The following is a 16,324-nucleotide window of genomic DNA, read 5'->3' as shown; positions in this document are numbered from 1 at the left end:
AGCGCAGGCGGTTTTGCACCTGCCATCCCCAGCCCTCGGTCGCCTAAAGCCTTGCCAGAAGCGCCTTCCGGGTCGCCTCGTCGACGAAGGCCGCCTCGATGCCGGTGCGCGTCATGTCGTCGATCTCGGCATCGCTGAAACCGAATTCCGTGGCGGCGATCTCGTATTCCCGCTTCAGCGAGGTATGGAAGAAGGGCGGATCGTCGGAGCTGATGGTGACGCGAACGCCGGCTTCCTTGAGTTTGCGCAGCGGGTGCGACTGGAAGCCCGGGAAGACATCGAGCGCGATGTTGGAGCCGGGACAGACCTCGAGCACCGTGCCGAGATCGGCGAGCCGGCGGACCAGATCGGCATCCTCGATAGCGCGGACGCCGTGGCCGATGCGCGAGGGGCGCACGACATCGAGCGCGTCAATCACGCTGAAGGCGCCGCAAACCTCCCCGGCATGGATGGTGAGGCCCAAGCCGGCATCGCGGGCGATGTCGAAGGCGCGTGCGTAATCGGCGACGCGGCCCATGCGTTCCTCGCCGGCGAGATTGAAGCCCGTAATCAGCGGGTTGCCGGCGCTGGCCGCGTATTCGGCGGCGCCGATGACGCTCTCGGGGCCGAAATGGCGTTCGCCGGTGACGATCAGCCGCGCCTCGATGCCCGTCTTCGCCTTGGCGCGGCGAATGCCCTCGCAAACGCCCGACATATAGGCGTCCGCTCCGAGGCCGATGCGCTTGCCATGATCGGGCGAAACGATGAGCTCGCTATAGATGGTGCCGATATCGGCAAGCTCGTCGAGATAGGTCTCGGTCAGGAGGGCATAGTCATCCTCGGTCTTGTAGACCTCCGACACCTTGTCATAGCACTGAAGAAAGCTGGCGAAGTCGTGCCAGATATAGGTATCGCCGTCGAGACAGGCGCTGATATCGATGTTGTACTTGCGGGCCTGGGCGAGCGTCAGCCGCGGCGGGGCGGCCCCTTCGAGGTGACAGTGAAGCTCGACCTTCTTCAGATGCGACGTCACAGGAAGCTCCTCCCATGCTTGCCGGGGGCAATTCTGAGATGCCGAGCGATAGTTTCGCCGATATCGGCATAGCTTGCGCGGATGCCGATATCGCGGGATCCGAGGCCCGGGCCATAGGCGATGATCGGCACGCGCTCGCGCGTGTGATCGGTGCCGCGCCATGTCGGGTCGCAACCGTGGTCGGCCGTCAGGATGACGAGGTCGCCGGGCTTCAGCTTGCCGCCAACCTCGGCAAGGCGCGCATCGAAGGCCTCGAGCGCCGCGGCATAGCCCGGCACATCGCGGCGGTGGCCGTAGACCATGTCGAAATCGACGAAATTGGTGAAGACGAGATCGCCGTCCCCAGCCGCATCCATCGCTTCCAGCGTAGCATCCATCAGCGCCATGTTGCCGTTGGCCTTGATGACGCGCGACACCCCCTTGTGGGCGAAGATATCGCCGATCTTGCCCACCGCATGGACCTTGCGGCCATCCTCGACCAGGCGATCGAGCAATGTGGCCTCCGGCGGCGGAACAGAGAAGTCGCGGCGGTTGCCGGTGCGCTCGAAGCTGGAGGGCTTCTCGCCGACGAAGGGACGAGCGATGACGCGACCGATATTGTAGCGGTCGAGCAGGGCGCGGGCGATCGTGCAGAAAGTCATCAGCCGGTCGAGCCCGAAATGGGTCTCGTGGGCGGCTACCTGGAATACGGAATCCGAAGAGGTGTAGCAGATCGGCTTGCCGGTGCGGATATGCTCCTCGCCGTAGCGGGCGATGATATCCGTGCCGGAAGCGTGGCAATTGCCGAGGATACCCGGCACATCCGCCGCCCGGCAGAGCGCCTCGACGAGTTCCGGCGGAAAGGCATCGCCTTCGGTCGGGAAGTAGCCCCAATCGAAACTGACCGGCGCGGCGGCGATCTCCCAATGGCCCGACGGCGTGTCCTTGCCGCGCGAGACCTCATTGGCGGAGCCATGGATGGCATAGACCTTCTCGGGCACCGGCATACCGAGCGGGAAACGGCCGGAAGCTTTCTTGACGAGATGAAGGAGGCCGAGCGCCGACAGGTTCGGCAAGTTCAACGGTCCGGAGCGCAGGCCGTCGCGATCGCCGGCGCCGGCCGCGCAGAACTCGGCGATGTGGCCGAGCGTATCGGCACCCTCGTCGCCGTAATCAGCGGCATCGGGAGCGCCCCCCACGCCGAAGGAATCCAGAACGAAAAGAAACGCACGCGGCATGTTTCACCCAGCAACTCGGCAGCGGCCTCTCGGGCCGTCAATCGTCAAGCCTTATAGCGACCAGCGCGGCTTGGCAAATTCGCCTTCCCCTCAGCAATCGCTGCAGGGGACGTTCTCGTCCTGCCGCTGGCGATAGAAATAGCTGCGGTTGATGTTGATGGTGCTGATATTCTTTCCGAGGCTCGGCGTGAACAGGAACAGCTGGTAGGGATAGCTGAGCTCGGCGCGAACAAGGAAGCTGTCCGCCTTCTTGATGTCGGCAGGCACCGTCACCGCCGAGTTGACGGCGTAGGGGCGAGACTTGTCCTGCGCCCACGACCACAGCACCTTTGCATTGCCGCCGGAATCGATGGTGATGCCGGTGATCTTAACGGTCATCCCGGTTGTGACGTAGGGCACGAATATGGCGTTGGCGACCGCGGGCATGTCGTCAAGCCAGGCTTTGGTAACGGACTTCTGCTGGGTAACCACGTCGGCGATGGTACCGGCGGCGCGCGCCGCACGCTTGCTGGCGCTGAGACCGACGGTGATCTCGACCGCGCCGACATAGAGCATGACCATGATCGGAAAGAGGATCGCGAACTCGATCGCGCCGACGCCTTCGCGATCGTGAGCGAAGCGCCGGACCAGTGTCTTCAGTCTGTTCAAGCCGCCGCGAACCGCCATCAATATTGCTCGTTCTGGAACGCGGTCGTGGCCACGATGAGGAAATAGGAGGCCGATCCGTCGGCAGGGCGGATATTGCTGATATAGGGGCGGATGAGATCGGTGATGATCTGCCAGCGATAATAGGCACGCACCATGTTGATGGTGCCGGAGCCGCCGGGATCATACTTGAAATCCGCGATCTTGAGATCGGAGTAGCGGTCCGTCGTAAGTTTCGGAATTGTCGTCGGGATGCTGGCGAAGGTAGAGAACTTCTGTACGTCGATGAACAGCTTATTCGGGGTCGCGGCTTCCGTCGTCGAGCACTTTATGAGAATCGAGATCTCGTTGCAGAAGGCAGTGCGGAAGGCGGTGCGATCGGTATTGGTGGACGTGATCTGCCCGGTTCGCATCCTGCGACCCATGGTATCGACCGCATTCGACACCAGCATTTCGCCGGCGAAGGCGACGAAGGTCTCGATGATCGCGAAGATGACAAGGAAGTAAGGAATCGCAAGCAAGGCGAATTCGATCGCCGCCGATCCGTCTCGGGAACGTGCAAAGGCGGCAAGTCGCCGCCGCGGTGCACATTCACGCTTGGGGGCAACATCCGCTGCTTGATCCATTTCCGTCATGGGCGCATCCAACAGCTTCGATCACGCAGTTTTAAAGCGTGATCGTTGATTTTCCGTTTCAGGTTGGATCAGAATTTTATTGGATGCGCGAATGCGGGGTTGTCGTTCAGGAGAGCCGGTCACGGGCTGGCCGTTGCACCCGTCTGCTGACTATGCTGCTCGCAATTGGGCGTACAGGACAGAACCGACCGCTCCGTCTGGCGGAAGACCCGCACAGTATTTCCCTCGTCGATCGACACGAGAATACTTTCGTCGAGGATGGCGTTACCATCGGCATCCAGGAGAACAAGGTTGGTCGTGCCGAAGCTCCGCCCCGTCAATACGATCGTCTTGGAATCGGCAACCGTGGCGTCCGCGACCTTGGCGTTGCCGACGATGACCTTGCTGACCGGTCGGTCGAGCTTCAGGACACGCGCCTGGTCCATATAGACCCGCAGCATCCCCTGGTCCTGCGCGGCAACGGATCCCCCGACGCCCAGGGCGGCGACAAGGCTGGCCAGAAAAATCCTCTTGCCGCTCGACGACATATCGTTTCTCTTTCGCGGATGAATTCGAATTCGGCCCCTAGCATGAGAAAAAATGGTGAACGAAGCTTTAATCTCGCGGCAATCGGCTCAATACGGGCGGGTGGCGCGCCATTTTGATATAGCTGCGTCAGGGTTCGTATCATTTTAAAGCATCGCCGTTACGTTTTAAAGCAACTCCAAGGCTCTCTACTGCCTTACTCTCAGCACTATCGCTCGAATTTTAGCGGTTTTTCAGCGTCGATACTTACCACACGACGGGGTCCTTAAGCCGTTTACGAAATAGTAACCCAACTCTTTAAGTCGATCGAAAGAGGGCCCGGCTAGATTGCAGCCATCCGATCAACGGCAAACAGTTGGCGGACGTGCTGAACATCAACTGGAGTTAGGAGTTACCATGACCAAGCTTGTAAGCCGTTTTCTCAAGGACGAATCCGGCGCAACCGCAATTGAATACGGCCTGATCGCCGCCCTCATCTCTGTCGCGCTGATCACCGGCGCAACCACTCTCGGCAGCAAGCTGAACACCGTCTTCGTCAACCTTGGCACCAAGATGACGACCGCATCGACGGCCAACTAATCTGCCTCGAGAATGTCAATCGGATCAGGCGCAAAGCCTGATCCGATACAAAGGCACGTTCGCGTGCCTTTTATTCTTAATGGAGATCTTTGATCCATGATTGCAGCTGCCATCTTTGTGATCTTGCCACTGTGCCTCGCGGTCGCGGCATTCTCGGATCTCTTCACGATGACGATCCCGAACCGGATCTCCGTGATCATTTCGCTCGCCTTTCTCATCATCGCGCCGCTCGCCGGCATGCCGCTTGCGGCGATCTCGGCGCATCTCGCCGGCGCGCTCGCGGTCTTCACCGTCTGCTTCGTGCTGTTCGCACTGAACGTCATGGGTGGCGGCGATGCCAAGCTGCTGGCCGCAACCGCCCTATGGTTTGGGCTCGACCCCTCGCTGATCGAATTCCTGGCCTATGTCGGCATTATCGGCGGCGCCGCGACGCTTGTCATCCTGATGATCCGGTCGCAGGCGGATGCGATCATGGCTATCGGGCTGCCGGTGCCGCATTCCATTCTGACGGCAAAGAAGATACCTTACGGCATCGCAATCGCGATCGGCGGTTTTCTTGCCTTTCCATCATCTTCTCTTTTCATGATGGCGCTGCACGGGCTGAAATGAAGACTTTAAGTCTCCATTAACTTAAAAACGCAGCTATTTATTAACCATAATTACACCAATTGCGCGCCATTCTCAGGGTCGAATATCTCGAATCCCCGAGGAACGACCAATGAGACCCGCGCGCCTTTTGATACTTGGAGTGGCTGTCGTAGCGGCCGGCCTTGCCGGCGTGCTTGCCATGAGCCTCGCGGGCCGTGGCTCGGTCGTGACCCAGGTGAAGTCGGTCGTCGAAAAGGAACCGACGGTCAACGTGCTGGTATCGAGCGCCAACCTGCCAGTCGGCGCGCGGCTCGACGACAAGGCGGCCCACTGGATGGCATGGCCGCAGGGCGGCGTCGTGCAGGGCTTCATTACCGAGACCGACAAGCCGGATGCGCTGAAGGACCTGCAGGGTTCCGTCGTCCGACTGCCGATCTTCGAGGGCGAGCCGATCCGCGCCGAAAAGATCGCCGACGCCAGCAGCCGTATCATGTCGTCGCTGCTGCCGACGGGCAAGCGCGCCGTCGCCACCGAGATCTCGGTCGCGACCGGCGCCGGCGGCTTCATCCTGCCGAACGACCGTGTCGACGTGACCATGGTCCGCAAGGCGAAGGACAGCGAAAAATATCTGACCGAGACCGTGCTCAGCAACGTGCGCGTTCTCGCGATCGACCAGCAGATCGAGGAAAAGGACGACGGATCGAAGGCCGTCGTCGGCACGACGGCGACACTGGAACTGACGCCTGACCAGACCAAGGTTCTGGCCGTGGCGCAGCAGATGGCCGATCGCCTGACGCTGGCTCTGCGCTCGGTCGCCGATGCGCAGGAGCAGGACACCAGCGCGGCGGATTATCTTCTGAGCGGCGATAACGGCAGCTCCATCGTCCAGGTCATCAAATCCGGGACGATCGTCACCGACAGCAACGCGCCGAAAGCCGAGTAAAGGATATGGGAATGGGCACATTGAAGCGGCATATGCAGCCCCTGATGGCGGGTTGCCTGTCCTTTGCGATCGGCTTTACCGGCATCGTGCCGGGCTTTCTCGTTGCGGCGACGGGCGTGACGGCAGCAAACGCTGCGGAAAGCGGCGGGATGGTCAACATCACCCAATCGGGCCCCGGCGCGCACCGCAGCCTCAAGCTCGGCCTGAAGAAGGCGATCGTCGTGGACCTTCCCGAGGATGCGCATGACATTCTCGTTTCCGATCCTGAAATGGCGGACGCCGTGACGCGCACCTCGCGCCGCATCTATCTCTTCGGCAAGACTGTTGGCCAGACGAACATCTTCATCTTCGGCGCCGACGGCCAGCAGATCGTCAGCCTCGACATCGTCATCGAACGCGACACCTCCAACCTGCAGGCCAACCTGCGGCGCTTCATTCCCGATTCCAACATCAACGTCGAAATCGTCTCCGACAACATCGTATTGACCGGTACGGTGCGCACGCCGCAGGACGCCGCGCAGGCGGCCGACCTCGCCGGGGTCTTCCTGAAGGGCGGCGAGGCGACGACGCGCACGGAAACGGCTAGCGCCAAGGGCGGCGACACTGCCGTGGCCCTGTTTGCAGAGAACCGCCAGACTTCGCAGGTCATCAACCTGCTGCAGATCCAGGGCGAAGACCAGGTGACGCTGAAGGTGACGATCGCGGAAGTCCGCCGCGAGGTGCTGAAACAGATCGGCTTCGACAATCTGGTTTCGAACTCCTCAGGCCTGACGGTTGCGCAGCTGGGTGCTCCGAACTCGAGCGGCACAGTCGCCACGCTGGGCGGCGGTCTCGCCGCGCTCTTCAAGAACAGCATCGGCAAATACGACATCTCGACCTATCTGAGCGCGCTCGAGCAGGCAAAAGTGGTGAAGACGCTGGCAGAACCGACGCTGACGGCCATCTCCGGGCAAGCAGCGACCTTCAATTCCGGGGGCCAGGTTCTCTATTCGACCACCGACAACGACGGCAACACGACGATCGTGCCGTACAATTACGGCATCAACCTCGCCTTCAAACCGGTCGTGCTTTCCTCCGGCCGCATCAGCCTCGAGATCAAGACCAACGTCTCGGAGCCGGCGCCTTCCGTGTCGGGTTCGATCCCGACCTATCAGCGCCGCTCGGCTGAAACCTCGGTCGAACTGCCTTCCGGCGGCTCGATCGCGCTTGCGGGCCTCATTCGCGACAATGTTTCGCAGACTTCCAACGGTACGCCCGGCGTCAACAAGATTCCCGTGCTCGGTACGCTGTTCCGGCAGAAATCGATCGAGCGCGACGAGACGGAACTCGTCATCATCGCGACGCCCTATCTGGTGCGCCCCGTTGCTCGCAATCAGCTGAACCGGCCGGATGATAACTTCAGCCCCGAAAACGATGCCTCCGCATTCCTGATGAACCGAGTCAACAAGGTCTATGGCGGTCGCGAGACGCCCGTCGCAGACGCGCAGTTCCACGGCTCCATCGGTTTTATCTACAAGTGATAGGGGCCGAGACGGCGATGGCACAACACAGAGATCAGTCGATGGACAAGCAGATGACATCGCATCACACCGGATTTTCCAAGTCGATCCTGGCGGCGGCCGCAATTGCGACCGCCCTGCTCTCGGGTTGCGCCTCGCGCGACAACCTGACGACCGGCGGCATTCCCGACGACTATCGCCAGCGGCACCCGATCGTGGTTACCGAAGCCGAGCAGTCGGTCGACATTCCGGTCGCCTCCACCGATCGGCGGCTCAACATCGCACAGCGCGACATGATCCGCGGCTTCGCGCAGACCTACATGTCGCGCGCGACGGGCCCCGTCTACATCCTGGCGCCGGAGGGATCGCCGAACAACGCGGCGGTTCGCCAGCTACGCGGTCAGATTCGCTCCGAGCTTTCGGCCCGCGGCATCGCCAGCTCGAAGATCATCAACAGCTCCTACGTGACGCTGAACGCCACCGACGCGGCGCCCATCCGCCTGACCTTCACCGGCACGACGGCGATGACGACACAGTGCGGCCAGTGGCCACGGGACATCATCAACGATTTCAGCAACCAGAATTACTACAATTTCGGTTGCGCCACGCAGAACAACCTGGCTGCCCAGATTGCCAATCCGGAAGATCTCGTCGCGCCGCGCGGCATGACACCGATCGATGCGACGCGCCGCAACGCCGCCATCCAGGAATACCGTGAGAGAACGTCGACGATCGAAGACGTTACCGGCTCCAGCACCTTTTGATCAGAGTTAGGACCAAACGATGAGTGCAGTCGAATACGAGATCGGGAACAGCAGCGAGCTCAGGAACGCCGACGATGCAGTGCGCATGGCGGAACTCGAAAACATGCGCCCCCTGCCCCGCATCTCGGTGCACGCCTTCTGTGAGAGCGAGGAACTGCAGCGCGTGATGGAGCGCTGCGGCAACGACCGCCGTATGTCGAAGGTCAGCCTGCGCGTCACCAATGGAGGCATCGGCGCCGCTGCCAACATGTTTTCCAGCGCGCCGACGCCGAACCTGATCATTCTCGAAACCAAGGCCAATGCCGCCAACCTGCTGAACGAACTGGCACCGCTCGCCGCCGTCTGCGATCCTTCCACCAAGGTCGTCATCGTCGGTTACTACAACGACATCGCGCTCTATCGCGAACTGATGCGCAACGGTATTTCCGAATATATCGTCCAGCCGGTCGCCATGCCTGACATCATGGCGGCGATGGCTGCGATCTTCGTCGATCCCGACGCCGAGCCGCTCGGCCGCAGCGTCGCCTTCATCGGCGCCAAGGGTGGGGTCGGTTCCTCGACCATCGCGCATAACTGCGCCTTCGGCATTTCCAACCTGTTTTCGACCGAAACCATCCTGGCCGACCTCGACCTGCCCTATGGCACCGCCAATATCGACTTCGACCAGGACCCGACCCAAGGCATAGCCGAAGCCGTCTACGCGCCCGACCGCCTGGACGAGATGTTCCTCGACCGCCTGCTCACCAAGTGCTCGGAGCACCTGTCGCTCTTGGCCGCGCCTTCGCTTCTCGACCGGTCCTACGATTTCGACGCGCATGCCTTCCAGCCGGTCCTCGAAGTGCTGCAGCGCAGCGCGCCGATCACCGTTCTCGACGTGCCGCATGTCTGGTCGGAGTGGACGCGCTCGGTGCTCTCCGGCGTCGACGAGGTGGTGATCTGCGCGGCGCCGGATCTCGCAAACCTGCGCAACACCAAGAACATGATGGACGCGCTGCGCAAGATGCGGCCGAACGACAGGCCGCCGCATCTGGTGCTGAACCAGGTGGGAATGCCGAAGCGGCCGGAGATCGGCCCGTCGGAGTTCTGCGATCCGCTGGAGCTCGAGCCGATCGCCATCATCCCGTTCGACAGCAACCTGTTCGGAACGGCGGCCAACAGCGGCCGGATGATCTCGGAGATGGATTCGAAATCGCCCACCGCCGAAACATTCTCGCAGATATCGCACATTGTCACGGGACGCATCGCCGTGAAGAAGGCCAAGCGGAGCGGTCTGCTCGGCCTCCTGAAGCGCAAGTGACGCCCGGCACTGGATTGGAATAAGGCATGTTCGGAAAACGTGGAAATGAAAGCTTCGGCAAGACAGGCGGCGTGGTAGCGCCGCCTCCGGCCGTTACGCCGCCATCCTCGTCCGCGCCTGCGGTTCTCGTGGAGCCGCAGCGCGAACCGGTACGCCAGCAGGTTTCCCCGCCGCCGATGCAGACGCCTCAGCGCAAGCGCCCGGTTCGCACCGACGAATATTACGAGACGAAGGCGCAGGTCTTTTCCGCGCTGATCGACACGATCGACCTGTCGCAGCTCGCCAAGCTCGATGCCGAAAGCGCGCGCGAGGAAATCCGCGACATCGTCAACGACATCATCACCATCAAGAACTACGCGATGTCGATCTCCGAGCAGGAAGAACTGCTCGAGGATATCTGCAACGACGTTCTCGGTTACGGTCCGCTGGAGCCGCTCCTGGCGCGCGACGACATCGCCGACATCATGGTCAACGGCGCAGGCCAAACCTTCATCGAAGTCGGCGGCAAGACGATCGAATCCGAGATCCGCTTCCGCGACAATTCGCAGCTGCTGTCCATCTGCCAGCGCATCGTGAGCCAGGTCGGCCGCCGTGTCGACGAATCCAGCCCGATCTGCGACGCCCGCCTTCCCGACGGCTCACGCGTCAACGTCATCGCGCCGCCGCTGTCGATCGACGGTCCGGCGTTGACGATCCGCAAGTTCAAGAAAGACAAGCTGACGCTCGAACAGCTCGTCCGTTTCGGCGCGATCACGCCCGAGGGCGCGACGCTTTTGCAGATCATCGGTCGCGTGCGCTGCAACGTCGTCATCTCCGGCGGTACCGGCTCGGGCAAGACGACGCTTCTGAACTGCCTGACCAACTATATCGACCGCGACGAGCGCGTCATCACCTGCGAGGACACCGCCGAACTGCAGCTGCAGCAGCCGCATGTCGTGCGCCTTGAAACCCGCCCGCCAAACATCGAAGGCGAAGGCGAGATCACCATGCGCGACCTCGTCAAGAACTGCCTGCGTATGCGTCCCGAACGCATCATCGTCGGCGAGGTGCGTGGACCCGAGGTCTTCGACCTCCTGCAGGCGATGAACACCGGCCATGACGGCTCGATGGGCACGATCCACTCGAACTCACCGCGCGAATGCCTGAGCCGTATCGAATCGATGATTGCCATGGGCGGCTTCACCCTGCCGGCCAAGACCGTCCGCGAGATCATTTCCAGCTCGGTCGACATCGTCGTCCAGGCCGCACGCCTGCGCGACGGCTCACGCCGGATCACGCAGATCACCGAGGTGATCGGCATGGAAGGCGACGTCATCATCACCCAGGACCTGATGCGCTACGAGATCGAAGGCGAGGACGCTTCCGGCCGGCTCATCGGACGCCACAAGTCGACCGGCATCGGCAAGCCGCATTTCTGGGACCGTGCCCGCTATTTCAACGAGGAAAAGCGTCTCGCCGCGGCACTCGACGAGATGGAAGCGAAGTCGAAGGACCTCTGACATGTTCGGTTTCGATCCGATCGTCCTGGCCATCATCCTGCTCGCCGCGGTCGCCGCCGGCGCAGTGTGCTACGGCATCCTGTTCTCGCGCATCGAGACCGACAAGAAGGCGACGAGCCGCGTCAATCGCGTGGCATCGGCCGAAGTCGACAAGGCGAGCGTGAAAGCGGCACGCGACCGTGTGCAGGAAATGTCCAAGCGCCGCAAATCGGTGCAGGACAACCTCAAGGACCTGGAAAAACGGCAGCAGGAGAACGCCAAGCGCAAGCTGACGCTGAAATCGAGGCTGACGCAGGCCGGCCTGTCGATCACGCCGCGGAAATTCTACACCTTCAGCGCTTTCTTTGCCCTGTTCCTGATGTTCGTGCTGTTCCTGGCCGATGCACCGGTCATGGTGGTCTTCGGCGTTCCCGTGGTGGCGGGTCTCGGACTACCGCGCTGGATTCTCGGCTTTCTCATCAAGCGGCGCCAGAACAAGTTTCTCACCGAGTTTCCGAATGCGCTCGACGTCATCGTACGCTCGATCAAATCGGGCCTCCCACTGAACGACGCCGTGCGGCTGATCGCCAACGAAGGCAAGGAACCTGTCAAGAGCGAGTTCCGCCGCGTCGTGGAATCGCAGCAGGTCGGCCTCAGCATGCCGGATGCCTGTGCCCGCATGGTCAATCACATGCCGCTGCAGGAAGTCAGCTTCTTCGCCATCGTCATCGCCATTCAATCGCAGGCGGGCGGCAATCTGTCGGAGGCGATCGGCAACCTGGCGAAGGTGCTGCGTGACCGCAAGAAGATGAAGGCGAAGGTGCAGGCGCTGTCGATGGAAGCCAAGGCGTCCGCCGTGATCATCGGCTCGCTGCCCTTCGTCGTCGCGACGCTCGTCTACCTCACTTCACCCGAGTACATGATGGTGCTGTTCACCGACCCGCGCGGCCATCTGATCATGGGGATCTCGGCGGTGTGGATGTCGATCGGCATCTTCGTCATGCGCAACATGGTCAATTTCGACATCTAACGGAGGACGTGCGTTGTCATCGGATCTCGCAGCCAGTCTGACAGACCCTTCCATGCTGATCGCCGTGCTGGTGGCGGTCGCCGTGTTCGCGAGCCTCTACACGATCGCGGTGCCGTTCTTCGAGCGTGGCGATCTCAACAAGCGGATGAAGGCGGTCTCGACGGAGCGGGAACTGATCCGCGCCCGCGAGCGCGCCCGCATGAATGCCGAGGCCAGCGGCAACAAGGCGTCTCTGCGAACGCAGAACAACCGATCCGTTCGCCAGATCGTCGAGCGCTTCAACCTGCGCGAGGCGCTTGTCGACGAAAACACCATGAACAAGCTCAAGGCGGCGGGCTTTCGTTCGGAAAACGCGCTGAACATGTTTCTCGTCGCGCGCTTCACCCTGCCCTTCGTGTTCTTCGTACTGGCGGTCTTCTGGGTCTTCGGCCTCGATCATCTGGCCGACAAGCCGACGCCGATCCGGCTCCTGATCACCATCGGCGTCGCCTATATCGGGTTCTATGCACCGAATATCTTCATTTCAAACCGCATGTCGAAGCGCCAGCATTCGATCAAGCGTGCTTGGCCGGATGCGCTCGACCTGATGCTGATCTGCGTGGAATCGGGGATCTCGATCGAAGCCGGCATGCGCCGCGTTTCGGAGGAGCTCGGCGAGGCCTCGCCGCCGCTGGCGGAAGAAATGGTGCTGACGACAGCCGAGCTCTCCTTCCTGCCCGACCGTCGCGTCGCGCTCGAAAATCTCGGCACGCGCACGCAGATCCCGCTCGTGCAATCCGTGACGCAGGCGCTGATCCAGGCCGACCGCTACGGAACGCCGGTGTCTCAGGCGCTGCGCGTGCTAGCGCAGGAAGGCCGCGACGAGCGCATGAACGAAGCTGAAAAGAAGGCCGCGGCGCTGCCGCCGAAACTCACCGTGCCGATGATCCTGTTCTTCCTGCCGGTGCTGGTTGCCACCATTCTCGGGCCGGCGGGCATCCAGGTTTCCGACAAGTTCTAAAGGCCTCACACCTTTGCGGTGGACGATCGCGGAAAAGCGTGGGACAAAAAACCTGTCCCATTTTCATGAACGCGGAGCCGGCAATGTCTTCCCTGGGCGTATTCCTGAGCATCATCGCCGCTTTGTCCGTGGGCGCCATGAGCCCTGGGCCGAGCTTCGTCATGGTTTCGAAGATCGCCATATCGCGGTCGCGGATGGACGGGCTTGCGGCCGCGCTCGGCATGGGGATCGGCGGGATCGGCTTCAGCATCCTGGCGCTCGCCGGATTGACGGCGCTGCTCACGCAGTTCGGCTGGCTCTATATCGCGCTGAAGATCGCCGGCGGCATTTATCTTGCCTATATCGCATACAAGATCTGGCGCGGGGCGAGCGAGCCGATCGAGATCGGTAAGGCGGCGGCAGACCGCAGCGCGCTCACACGAAGCTTCGCCACGGCGTTTCTGACGCAGATCAGCAATCCGAAAACCATCGTGGTCTATGCCAGCATCTTCGCGGCATTGCTGCCGAAGACGATCCCGATCGAACTCTTCATAGCGATCCCGATCGGCGTTTTCCTGGTCGAGGCCGGCTGGTACACGATCGTGGCGCTGGCTTTCTCGGCGCAGCATCCGCGCCGGCTTTATCTGAAGGCGAAGGCCTGGATCGACCGGGCGGCCGGCGCCGTCATGGCCGGGCTCGGGCTACGACTCGTCGTTTCCGGCGTTACCGGTCGCTGATCGAAATCAGTTCGTGCCGGTCGCGGCGCCGTTGCTATCCTTGGCGGCAAGCTTTTGCCAGGAGTTCTGCTGCGACAGCATCGAGCGCAGGTAGGCGACATTGGCATCGGCCTGCTGCTGCGAGAGTTCGCGGCGGGCAATCTGCTCGGCTTCGGGGAAGCGTCCCTGCAGGCCGACGGCGAGCGCCAGGTTCTGCCGAACGCGGCTATCGGCACCCGGCTGCCCGGCGGCCTGGCGGAGATAGGTTTCAGCGGTGCGCACGTCTCCGGTCAGGATATAGGACATGCCGAGGTTGGAAAGGATCGACGGCTCGTTCGGCTGGATATCGAGCGCTGCGCGATAACGCTGGCGCGCATCGCTGGAGCGGCCGAGCTGATCGAGAATGGCGCCTTCGGCCGAGACCAGCTTCCAATCGGGGCGATCAGGGGTCTGGGCGCGGCCGATGGTATCGAGCGCCTGCTGCAGCTGGCCGGCGGCGGCCTGTGCCTTGCCATAGGCAGCGAGCACGTTGCGATCACTGGGATTGGCGATGGCGACCTGCTGCATGACGGCGAGCGCCTGCGCATCCCTGCCCGACATACGCAGCAGGTTGGCATAGTTGACACCGTTCACGGGATCGCGGGGGTTCTTTTCGTAAGCCTGGCCGACGCGCTCGGTGGCGCCGCGCAGCTCGCTGTCATCCATCGATTCGATCGGCTTGGTGAGCTTCGGCACCGAGCCGGTGGTCATCCGGTCCTTGGTGGTCGAGCAGCCGGCGAGCGCAAGAACAACCAACACAGCGGCTGCGCCCGGCAGGAGGCGGGTTTTGAACAGGCTATTTTCCGAGCAAGACATCGTGCGTCCCTGATATCCGAAATCGGCGCCTGACCTTGAAGCGGAACAGGGAAAAGGCTTTGACGCAATCTTCACTCCAGCAATAGTCTGTTAACCCTAACAGAGAGTTAAAAAGCAGATTCCCAGGAAGCACCGAAGGACAGTCATGGCCCCCTATCAGCTCATCGAGAGACCGACCCCATTCAACACCAAGGGCGGCTCGACCCTTCCGATCTTCGCGGTGACGCCTGCGCATATCGAGACCGGCACCATCGACCCGATCGCGCTCGATTGGGCGAAAAAGGCGGGCTACAAGGCCGAAAGCGGCTCGCTGCTGCTCATCCCGACGGCTGAAGGCCATCTCGGCGGCGCCCTGTTCGGCCTCGGCGGCAACCCGTCCGAGCAGCCTTACATCACCGGCAAGCTGGCGCGATCGCTGCCGGCGGGCGACTGGCATATCGAGACGGCTCCGCTGACAGCCAACCGCCTGGCGCTCGGCTACGGGCTGGGCAGCTACCGCTTCGACCGCTACAAATCCGACAAGCCGGCAACGGCGACGCTGATGATCCCGCGCGATGCCGACGGCGCCGACATCAAGCGCCAGCTTGCCGGCGTCTTCCTCGCCCGCGACCTGATCAACACGCCGACCAACGACATGGGCCCGAACGAGCTGGAAGCAGCGTTTCGCGGGCTTGCCGCGCACTACAAGGCCGAATTCTCGGTCGTCAGCGGCGAGGACCTGCGCAAGGACTTCCCGCTCGTCCACACCGTCGGTCGCGCCAGCGCCGACGCGCCGCGGCTTCTTGAAATGCGCTGGGGCAAGAAGGGCCATCGCAAGATCACGCTGGTGGGCAAGGGCGTGTGCTTCGACACCGGCGGCCTCGATATCAAGCCTGCCTCCTCGATGCTTCTCATGAAGAAGGACATGGGTGGTGCGGCCAATGTCATGGGCCTGGCGCTGATGATCATGGACGCGAAGCTCAAGGTCGACCTGCGCGTCATCATCCCCGTGGTCGAGAACTCGATCTCGTCGAACGCGTTTCGCCCCGGCGACATCTACAAGAGCCGCAAGGGATTGACCGTCCAGATCGACAACACCGACGCCGAAGGCCGGCTCATTCTGGCAGATGCGCTCGCCTATGCCGACGAGGACGCGCCCGACCTGATGATCGACATGGCGACGCTGACGGGTGCCGCGCGCGTGGCGCTCGGCCCGGACCTGCCGCCATTCTTCACCGACGACGCGGAACTGGCGCAGGATCTCGGCGAGGCGAGCCTGGAGACCGACGATCCGCTATGGCGTCTGCCGCTCTATGCCGGCTATGAGAAGGATATCCGCGCCAAGTTCGCCGATATCACCAACGCACCGGCGGGCGGCATGGCGGGAGCGATCACGGCAGCGCTCTTCCTCAAGCGCTTCGTAACCAACACCCGGAGCTGGGCGCATTTCGACATCTACGGCTGGGCGCCATCGGAACGGCCGCATTCGCCGGGCGGCGGCGAGGCGCAGGCGATCCGGGCGCTCTACCACCACATCCGCCAGAGCCTGCGCTAAGCATTTTATTAAAATCCTATTTACCTTG

17 protein-coding genes are annotated in these 16,324 nt (G+C 62.2%); 11 read left to right on the top strand and 6 right to left on the bottom strand.

Annotated features, from left to right (window positions below; genetic code table 11):
• Window positions 1–43 precede the first annotated feature (43 nt).
• The 5 genes from QTL95_RS13505 to QTL95_RS13485 all read right to left on the bottom strand — a co-directional run bounded on the left by QTL95_RS13505 (window position 44) and on the right by QTL95_RS13485 (window position 4,036).
• Entirely contained in the window at window positions 44–1,012 is a 969-nt protein-coding gene (locus tag QTL95_RS13505) for an adenosine deaminase (protein WP_289720481.1), read from the bottom strand.
• Window positions 1,009–2,229, bottom strand: coding sequence for a phosphopentomutase (locus tag QTL95_RS13500; RefSeq protein ID WP_289720480.1), 1,221 nt, complete (start codon window positions 2,227–2,229; stop codon window positions 1,009–1,011). The genes QTL95_RS13505 and QTL95_RS13500 overlap by 4 nt, the downstream gene beginning before the upstream one ends.
• Window positions 2,230–2,319: 90 nt before the next feature.
• The gene (locus tag QTL95_RS13495; protein WP_289720479.1) at window positions 2,320–2,895 is read right to left on the bottom strand and encodes a TadE/TadG family type IV pilus assembly protein; all 576 of its coding nucleotides are present in this window, start codon (window positions 2,893–2,895) and stop codon (window positions 2,320–2,322) included.
• The gene (locus QTL95_RS13490; RefSeq protein ID WP_289720478.1) at window positions 2,895–3,509 is read right to left on the bottom strand and encodes a TadE/TadG family type IV pilus assembly protein; all 615 of its coding nucleotides are present in this window, start codon (window positions 3,507–3,509) and stop codon (window positions 2,895–2,897) included. The genes QTL95_RS13495 and QTL95_RS13490 overlap by 1 nt, the downstream gene beginning before the upstream one ends.
• 119 nt (window positions 3,510–3,628) lie before the next feature.
• Entirely contained in the window at window positions 3,629–4,036 is a 408-nt protein-coding gene (locus tag QTL95_RS13485; protein WP_289720477.1) for a pilus assembly protein N-terminal domain-containing protein, read from the bottom strand.
• 394 nt (window positions 4,037–4,430) lie between these two features.
• Between QTL95_RS13485 and QTL95_RS13480 the strand changes: the two genes are divergently transcribed.
• From QTL95_RS13480 to QTL95_RS13435, 10 genes are all read left to right on the top strand, one after another.
• Window positions 4,431–4,613: a Flp family type IVb pilin gene (locus QTL95_RS13480; protein WP_289720476.1), complete on the top strand. Its 183-nt coding sequence runs from the start codon at window positions 4,431–4,433 to the stop codon at window positions 4,611–4,613.
• 96 nt (window positions 4,614–4,709) lie between these two features.
• Window positions 4,710–5,222 (top strand): A24 family peptidase, encoded by a 513-nt coding sequence (locus QTL95_RS13475; RefSeq protein ID WP_289720475.1) that lies wholly within the window; start codon window positions 4,710–4,712, stop codon window positions 5,220–5,222.
• Between the two features lie 109 nt (window positions 5,223–5,331).
• Window positions 5,332–6,144 carry a Flp pilus assembly protein CpaB gene (gene cpaB / locus QTL95_RS13470; RefSeq protein WP_289720474.1) on the top strand — a complete coding sequence of 271 codons (813 nt, stop codon included), beginning with the start codon at window positions 5,332–5,334 and terminating at the stop codon, window positions 6,142–6,144.
• 11 nt (window positions 6,145–6,155) lie between these two features.
• Complete coding sequence (locus QTL95_RS13465; RefSeq protein WP_289720473.1) at window positions 6,156–7,664, top strand: type II and III secretion system protein family protein; 1,509 nt, start codon at window positions 6,156–6,158, stop codon at window positions 7,662–7,664.
• A 17-nt stretch (window positions 7,665–7,681) separates the two neighbouring features.
• Window positions 7,682–8,407, top strand: a complete 726-nt coding sequence (locus QTL95_RS13460) for a CpaD family pilus assembly protein (RefSeq protein ID WP_289720472.1) — start codon at window positions 7,682–7,684, stop codon at window positions 8,405–8,407.
• A gap of 19 nt (window positions 8,408–8,426) precedes the next feature.
• Window positions 8,427–9,704 carry an AAA family ATPase gene (locus QTL95_RS13455; RefSeq protein ID WP_289720471.1) on the top strand — a complete coding sequence of 426 codons (1,278 nt, stop codon included), beginning with the start codon at window positions 8,427–8,429 and terminating at the stop codon, window positions 9,702–9,704.
• A gap of 26 nt (window positions 9,705–9,730) precedes the next feature.
• On the top strand, window positions 9,731–11,203 hold the full coding sequence (locus QTL95_RS13450) for a CpaF family protein (protein WP_289720470.1): 1,473 nt from the start codon (window positions 9,731–9,733) through the stop codon (window positions 11,201–11,203).
• Window position 11,204: 1 nt separating this feature from the next.
• Window positions 11,205–12,212, top strand: a complete 1,008-nt coding sequence (locus tag QTL95_RS13445; RefSeq protein WP_289720469.1) for a type II secretion system F family protein — start codon at window positions 11,205–11,207, stop codon at window positions 12,210–12,212.
• A gap of 13 nt (window positions 12,213–12,225) precedes the next feature.
• On the top strand, window positions 12,226–13,212 hold the full coding sequence (locus tag QTL95_RS13440) for a type II secretion system F family protein (protein WP_289720468.1): 987 nt from the start codon (window positions 12,226–12,228) through the stop codon (window positions 13,210–13,212).
• An 83-nt stretch (window positions 13,213–13,295) separates the two neighbouring features.
• Entirely contained in the window at window positions 13,296–13,928 is a 633-nt protein-coding gene (locus tag QTL95_RS13435) for a LysE family translocator (protein ID WP_289720467.1), read from the top strand.
• Window positions 13,929–13,934: 6 nt separating this feature from the next.
• On the opposite strand, the gene QTL95_RS13430 is transcribed toward QTL95_RS13435, so the two are convergent.
• The gene (locus QTL95_RS13430; RefSeq protein ID WP_289720466.1) at window positions 13,935–14,762 is read right to left on the bottom strand and encodes a tetratricopeptide repeat protein; all 828 of its coding nucleotides are present in this window, start codon (window positions 14,760–14,762) and stop codon (window positions 13,935–13,937) included.
• Window positions 14,763–14,907: 145 nt separating this feature from the next.
• Here QTL95_RS13430 and QTL95_RS13425 point away from each other — a divergent pair, with 145 nt between their 5' ends.
• On the top strand, window positions 14,908–16,296 hold the full coding sequence (locus QTL95_RS13425) for a leucyl aminopeptidase family protein (protein WP_289720465.1): 1,389 nt from the start codon (window positions 14,908–14,910) through the stop codon (window positions 16,294–16,296).
• Window positions 16,297–16,324 lie beyond the last annotated feature (28 nt).

The organism is Rhizobium sp. S152 (genome assembly GCF_030380735.1).
Lineage (GTDB): Bacteria > Pseudomonadota > Alphaproteobacteria > Rhizobiales > Rhizobiaceae > Rhizobium.
Note: the sequence above shows the minus strand (reverse complement) of the source record. Positions and strands in the feature narration are given on the sequence as shown.

Excerpts from the sequence above, each read along its gene's own strand:
- cpaB (WP_289720474.1), top strand. The coding sequence starts at position 5,332 with ATGAGACCCGCGCGCCTTTTGATACTTGGAGTGGCTGTCGTAGCGGCC.
- QTL95_RS13425 (WP_289720465.1), top strand. The coding sequence starts at position 14,908 with ATGGCCCCCTATCAGCTCATCGAGAGACCGACCCCATTCAACACCAAG.
- QTL95_RS13435 (WP_289720467.1), top strand. The coding sequence starts at position 13,296 with ATGTCTTCCCTGGGCGTATTCCTGAGCATCATCGCCGCTTTGTCCGTG.
- QTL95_RS13445 (WP_289720469.1), top strand. The coding sequence starts at position 11,205 with ATGTTCGGTTTCGATCCGATCGTCCTGGCCATCATCCTGCTCGCCGCG.
- QTL95_RS13430 (WP_289720466.1), bottom strand. The coding sequence starts at position 14,762 with ATGTCTTGCTCGGAAAATAGCCTGTTCAAAACCCGCCTCCTGCCGGGC.
- QTL95_RS13495 (WP_289720479.1), bottom strand. The coding sequence starts at position 2,895 with ATGGCGGTTCGCGGCGGCTTGAACAGACTGAAGACACTGGTCCGGCGC.
- QTL95_RS13460 (WP_289720472.1), top strand. The coding sequence starts at position 7,682 with ATGGCACAACACAGAGATCAGTCGATGGACAAGCAGATGACATCGCAT.
- QTL95_RS13450 (WP_289720470.1), top strand. The coding sequence starts at position 9,731 with ATGTTCGGAAAACGTGGAAATGAAAGCTTCGGCAAGACAGGCGGCGTG.
- QTL95_RS13480 (WP_289720476.1), top strand. The coding sequence starts at position 4,431 with ATGACCAAGCTTGTAAGCCGTTTTCTCAAGGACGAATCCGGCGCAACC.
- QTL95_RS13455 (WP_289720471.1), top strand. The coding sequence starts at position 8,427 with ATGAGTGCAGTCGAATACGAGATCGGGAACAGCAGCGAGCTCAGGAAC.
- QTL95_RS13490 (WP_289720478.1), bottom strand. The coding sequence starts at position 3,509 with ATGACGGAAATGGATCAAGCAGCGGATGTTGCCCCCAAGCGTGAATGT.
- QTL95_RS13500 (WP_289720480.1), bottom strand. The coding sequence starts at position 2,229 with ATGCCGCGTGCGTTTCTTTTCGTTCTGGATTCCTTCGGCGTGGGGGGC.
- QTL95_RS13465 (WP_289720473.1), top strand. The coding sequence starts at position 6,156 with ATGGGCACATTGAAGCGGCATATGCAGCCCCTGATGGCGGGTTGCCTG.
- QTL95_RS13485 (WP_289720477.1), bottom strand. The coding sequence starts at position 4,036 with ATGTCGTCGAGCGGCAAGAGGATTTTTCTGGCCAGCCTTGTCGCCGCC.
- QTL95_RS13475 (WP_289720475.1), top strand. The coding sequence starts at position 4,710 with ATGATTGCAGCTGCCATCTTTGTGATCTTGCCACTGTGCCTCGCGGTC.